Genomic DNA, 5,272 nt, shown 5'->3' with positions numbered 1-5,272 from the left:
AAAGGCAGGCCTTCGCGGTCGGCCGCCGTGTATAGCGGACTGACCGGGATGTCCTCCGGCGCCTGTTCGCTGCTTCGCTCGCAACCGAAACGAATACCTTCTCCCCAATCCCGACCTCCCGCGCCAGTTTCGAGGCCTCCGCCTATTTTCCGGCGGGTCGGCATCCCGACCGGGCGACCCACACCACCGCACCGCTCTACGTCGCGCGCCAGCGCGCAAAGCGCGAGGGGTTTGAGCTGATCGAGGGGTCTTGCTTCTGGGCCGAACCGTCCGGGACCTGCGCGAAGGCCGATTACGAGGAGATGCGCCAGGAGATCCTGACGCAGCTCGAGGCCGCGCTGCCGGTCGACGGGGTGCTGCTCGGCCTGCACGGCGCGATGGTCGCGCATGGCTATGACGATTGCGAGGGCGACATCCTCGAACATGTCCGCGCCATCGTCGGCCCATCCGTGCCGATCGGCGTCGAGCTCGATCCGCACTGTCACCTGACCGAGAAGCGCGTGCGCCTCGCCGACGCGATCATCCTCTACAAGGAATACCCGCATATCGACTTCGTCGAGCGTGCGGAGGAACTGGTCGAGATCATCCTTGGCACGATCCGGGGCGAGATCAGGCCGGTGATGTCGCTCTACGATTGCCGGATGATCGAACTGGTGCCGACGACGCGCGAGCCGGGCCGTTCCTTCGTCGACCGGATGAGTGCTCTCGAAGGCAAGGACGGCATCCTCTCCGTCTCGCTGGCGCATGGCTTCCAGCAGGGCGACGTGCCCGAGATCGGCACCCGCGTCCTCGTCGTCACCGACAACGACAAGGCGAAGGGCGATGCGCTGGCCGCGAAGCTCGGCGAGGACTTCCGCGCGCTCAAGGGGCAGTTCGCCCCCCCGGTCACCCCGCTCGACGAGGCGCTCGACCGCGCGCTCGGCGGCGCCGCGAACGGCCCGCGCGTCATCGCGGATTCAACCGACAATGCCGGCGGCGGCGCTGCCTCCGACAACACCAACATCATCCATCGGCTGCGCGAGCGCGGGATCACCGACGCGGCCGTCGGCCCGGTCTGGGATCCCGTGGCGGTCGAGTTCTGCCTGACGGCCGGCGTCGGCGCGACCATCCCGCTGCGCTTCGGCGGCAAGGCCGCCTCGACCTCGGGTACGCCCGTCGATGGCGAGGTGACGGTGCTCGGCGCCATCCGCGACGGCACGCAGAGCTTCGGCACGGCGAAGGTGCCGATCGGCAACGCCGTCGGCATCCGCATCGACGGCATCGATGTCGCGCTGCTCTCGCACCGGACGCAGGCGTTGGGGCTCGAGATATTCACCAGCGTCGGCATCGATCCGACGCAGAAGCGCATCGTCAGCGTCAAGTCCACCAACCATTTTCACGCGGCCTACGGGCCCATCGCCAGCGAGGTGATATACACCGATGGCGGCGGGCCCTCGCATCTCGACGTCCGCAAATATCCCTATCGCAAGATCACCCGGCCGCTTTGGCCGCATGATCCGCTCCCGCCGGGCCGGCTCGTCGTCTGACGGACGGCGCGGATGGAACAGGAGAACTGAAGCATGCCCCGATGAGGGCCAGACAAGGCGAATGCCTGCGGCCCTGACTGCAACGAGGAGGAGAACGACATGACCACGACACGCCGACGTTTCGTTCAGGGCGGACTGGCCACCGGCGCGCTCGTCGCCGCTCCGGCCACGATCCGCGCCCAGTCCACGCCTTCCGCCGCTCGAACGCTCCGCGCCGTCCTGCACGGCGATCTTCGCGTCTTCGATCCGGTCTGGACGACCGCGAACATGACCTCGTACCACGCCGGCATGGTCTACGACACGCTGTTCGGCGTGAACGACAAGTTCGAGCCGCAGCCGCAGATGGTCTCGAAATGGTCGCTCTCGGACGACCGCAAGACCTACACGTTCGAATTGCGCGACGGGCTGCGCTTCACCGACGGCACGCCCGTCACGGCGCGTGACTGCGTCGCCTCGATCCGGCGCTGGGGTGCCCGCGACGGCGGCGGCCAACACATGATGGCGCGCCTCGCCGACACCCCGGTCAAGGACGACAAGACCTTCCAGATCGTGATGAAGGAGCCTTACGGGCTGGTGGTCGAATGGCTCGCCAAGGCTGCGACCAATGTCTGCTACATCATGCGCGAGAAGGAGGCCGGGACCGACCCGAACCAGCAGATCAGCACGATCATCGGCTCGGGGCCGTTCCTGTTCAACGAGGGGGCCGTCGTCCAGGGCCAGCGCTACGTCTACGACAAGAACCCGAACTATGTGCCGCGCTCGGAACCGGCGGTGATGACCTCGGGCGGCAAGGTCGTGAATGTCGACAGGGTCGTGTTCGAGAACATCGCCGACGAGGCCACCGCGATCGCCGCGATCCGGGCCGGCGAGATCGACATGATCGAGTACCCCAATGTCGACCTGCTCGACTCGCTCGCCGGCGAGAAGGACATCAAGCTGGAGGTGCTGAACAAGCAGGGCCAGCTCGGCTGGGCGCGCGTCAACTGGCTCCACCCGCCGTTCAACAACGTCAAGGCCCGCCAGGCGATGCTGCACCTGATTCACCCGACCGAGGTGATGAAGGCGACCTTCGGCGACGAGAAGTACTTCCGCGGCTGCTCCTCGCTGTTCGGCATGGGCACGCCGATGGAGAACGACGCCAATATCGACTGGTTCAAGAGCGCGCCGAACATGGACAAGGCGAAGCAGCTCGTGAAGGAGTCGGGCTACGACGGGCGCCCGGTCGTTGTGCTGCAGGCGACCAACATCGCCTATATGAACAACGCCGCGAACCTGATCGCGCAATGGATGCGGCAGGCCGGCTTCAACGTCTCGCTGCAGGCTTCCGACTGGGGCGCCGTCGTCACCCGCCGCGCCGTCAAGGCGGCGCCGGACCAGGGCGGCTGGAACGTGTTCTTCACCTCCGGCTCGGTCAACGCCTTCGGCAATCCCGTCTCGCTCAGCGGCCATGCCGCCAATGGCGAAAAGGGCTGGTTCGGCTGGCCGAGCAACGAACTGCACGAGCAGCTACGCGACAAATGGGCAGGCGCCCAGACCGATACCGAGCGTAAGCAGATCGCCCGCGACATCCAGCAGAACGCCTGGGATTTCGTGCCGCATGCCTATTTCGGCCAGTGGTTCCAGCCGGCGGCCCTGCGCAACCTGACGGGACTGATCGGCATGCCAGAGCTGATTCCGTTCTGGAACGTGAAGAAGGGCTGAAAGCACCGCCGCATCCTGCGCCTGACATCCGGGGCCCGCCTGCGGCGGCGGGCCCCGGCCACGGCTTCGTCTTTCGCAAGCGACCGGCCGGCTGCGGCCATCGGTCCGCGCAGGCCGGCACACGCAACGACCCTGCCCGAGGAGGACGAGCGGACCCATGCTAAGCTATCTCGTACAACGTCTGGCATCGACCCTTCTGGTCATGACGCTGGTCGGCATCTTCGTCTTCTTGCTGCTGCACTTTTCAGCGGGCGATCCGGCCGCGATCATCGCCGGCGACTACGCGACGCCGCAGCAGATCGTCGCCATCCGCCAGAGGCTCGGCCTCGACGATCCGCTGCTTGTCCAGTTCGGGCGCTGGGCGCTGCGCGTGATCCAGGGCGATCTCGGCGTCTCGATCTTCTCCAGCACCCCCGTCTCGACGCTGATGCTCCAGCGCCTCGAGCCGACGCTGTCGCTGGCGGTGCTGACGATGCTCTTTGCCGTGACCGTCGCGGTCACCCTCGGCGTTCTCGCTGCCTGGAAGGCAGGGCGCCCGGTCGACCGGCTGCTGATGGGCTTTTCGGTGCTCGGCTTCTCGATGCCGGCTTTCGTCGTCGGATACGGGCTGATCTACATCTTCGCCATCGAACTGCGCTGGCTGCCGGTGCAGGGCTACCGCTCGATCTTCGAGGGCATCGGCCCGTGGCTCCTGCATCTCGTCCTGCCGACGCTGACGCTCGGCCTCGCCTATATCGCGCTGATCGCGCGGATGACGCGGGCCTCGATGCAGGAGGTGCTCGAGGAGGATTACATCCGCACCGCCAACGCCAAGGGCGTCCCGGCGCGCACCATGCTGATGAAGCACGCGCTGAAGAATGCCGGCGTGCCGATCATCACCGTCATCGGCATCGGCGTGGCGCTGTTGATCGGTGGTGTCGTCATCACGGAAACGGTGTTCAACATTCCCGGCATCGGACGCCTCGTCGTCGATGCGATCTCGAAGCGGGACTATCCGATCATCCAGGGCGTGATCCTGGTCTTCTCCGGCGTCTATGTGCTGATCAACCTCGCGGTCGATCTGTCCTATTCGCTCATCGATCCGCGTATCCGGCATTGAGGAGGGGCGACCGATGACCGCGATCACCGCTCCGACCGCCACCGCTCCGGCCACCGGCAACCGGCTCGCACGTATCGGCCGCTTCGCGCGCCGAAATCCGACGATCCTGCTCGGCGCCGCCATCCTGATCTTCTTCCTCGGCGTCGCCGTCGTCGCGCCCCTGATCGCCGGTGACCCGATGCTGAAGCTGCCGACGCGGCGCCTCCAGCCGCCGTCCGAGGCCATGTGGTTCGGCACCGACCATCTTGGCCAGGATGTCTTTGCCCGCACGGTCTTTGGCGCGCGCGTCTCGCTGATCGTCGGCTTCAGCGTCGCGGCGATCTCGGTCCTCGTCGGCCTGACGATCGGCCTGTTCGCCGGCTATTACCGCTGGTTCGACGGCATCGTCATGCGCTTGATGGACGGGTTGATGGCGATCCCGGCGATCCTGCTGGCGATCGCCATGGTCGCGCTCAACCAGGGCAGCATCGCCATCGTGGTGGCGGCGATATCGATCCCTGAACTGCCGCGCGTCGTGCGGCTCGTCCGCTCGATCGTGCTCGGCGTCAAGCAATTGCCCTTCGTCGAAGCTGCGATCGCCTGCGGCGCCGGCACGCCTCGGATCCTCTTCCGCCACATCATGCCGAGCACGATCGCGCCGCTGATCGTGCAGGCGACCTATATTTGCGCCTCGGCCATTCTGGTGGAAGCCTCGCTCTCCTTCCTCGGCGCCGGCGTGCCGCCGGAGGTTCCGAGCTGGGGCAACATGATCGCCTCGAGCCGTCTCTACCTCGCCCGTGCGCCCTGGACGATCTTCTGCCCGGCGATCGCGCTGGCGCTGGTGGTGCTTGCGGTGAACCTGCTCGGCGACGGCCTTCGGGACCGGCTCGATCCGCGCCTGTCGCGACGGCTGTAGCGACGGGTTGCCCAACGTCTCCGGGCAGCTCGCTGGCCTGCTGCCCTGCTC

The 5,272-nt window shown here is 66.7% G+C and carries 4 protein-coding genes; all 4 read left to right on the top strand.

Annotated elements, in window-relative coordinates:
• Positions 1-62: 62 nt before the first annotated feature.
• The 4 genes from ACIPIA_RS09885 (at position 63) to ACIPIA_RS09870 (ending at position 5,221) form a co-directional block, all read left to right on the top strand.
• Positions 63-1,526, top strand: coding sequence for a M81 family metallopeptidase (locus ACIPIA_RS09885; protein ID WP_400509015.1), 1,464 nt, complete (start codon positions 63-65; stop codon positions 1,524-1,526).
• A 99-nt stretch (positions 1,527-1,625) separates the two neighbouring features.
• Positions 1,626-3,227, top strand: coding sequence for an ABC transporter substrate-binding protein (locus ACIPIA_RS09880; protein WP_400509013.1), 1,602 nt, complete (start codon positions 1,626-1,628; stop codon positions 3,225-3,227).
• Positions 3,228-3,384: 157 nt separating this feature from the next.
• Positions 3,385-4,326, top strand: a complete 942-nt coding sequence (locus tag ACIPIA_RS09875) for an ABC transporter permease (RefSeq protein WP_400509011.1) — start codon at positions 3,385-3,387, stop codon at positions 4,324-4,326.
• A 13-nt stretch (positions 4,327-4,339) separates the two neighbouring features.
• On the top strand, positions 4,340-5,221 hold the full coding sequence (locus ACIPIA_RS09870; protein ID WP_400509010.1) for an ABC transporter permease: 882 nt from the start codon (positions 4,340-4,342) through the stop codon (positions 5,219-5,221).
• Positions 5,222-5,272: the final 51 nt, after the last annotated feature.

It is taken from the genome of Allobosea sp. CER48, assembly GCF_044752385.1.
GTDB lineage: Bacteria > Pseudomonadota > Alphaproteobacteria > Rhizobiales > Beijerinckiaceae > Allobosea.
Note: the sequence above shows the minus strand (reverse complement) of the source record. Positions and strands in the feature narration are given on the sequence as shown.

Coding starts and splice junctions, on each gene's coding strand:
- ACIPIA_RS09880 (WP_400509013.1), top strand. CDS start 1,626: ATGACCACGACACGCCGACGTTTCGTTCAGGGCGGACTGGCCACCGGC.
- ACIPIA_RS09875 (WP_400509011.1), top strand. CDS start 3,385: ATGCTAAGCTATCTCGTACAACGTCTGGCATCGACCCTTCTGGTCATG.
- ACIPIA_RS09870 (WP_400509010.1), top strand. CDS start 4,340: ATGACCGCGATCACCGCTCCGACCGCCACCGCTCCGGCCACCGGCAAC.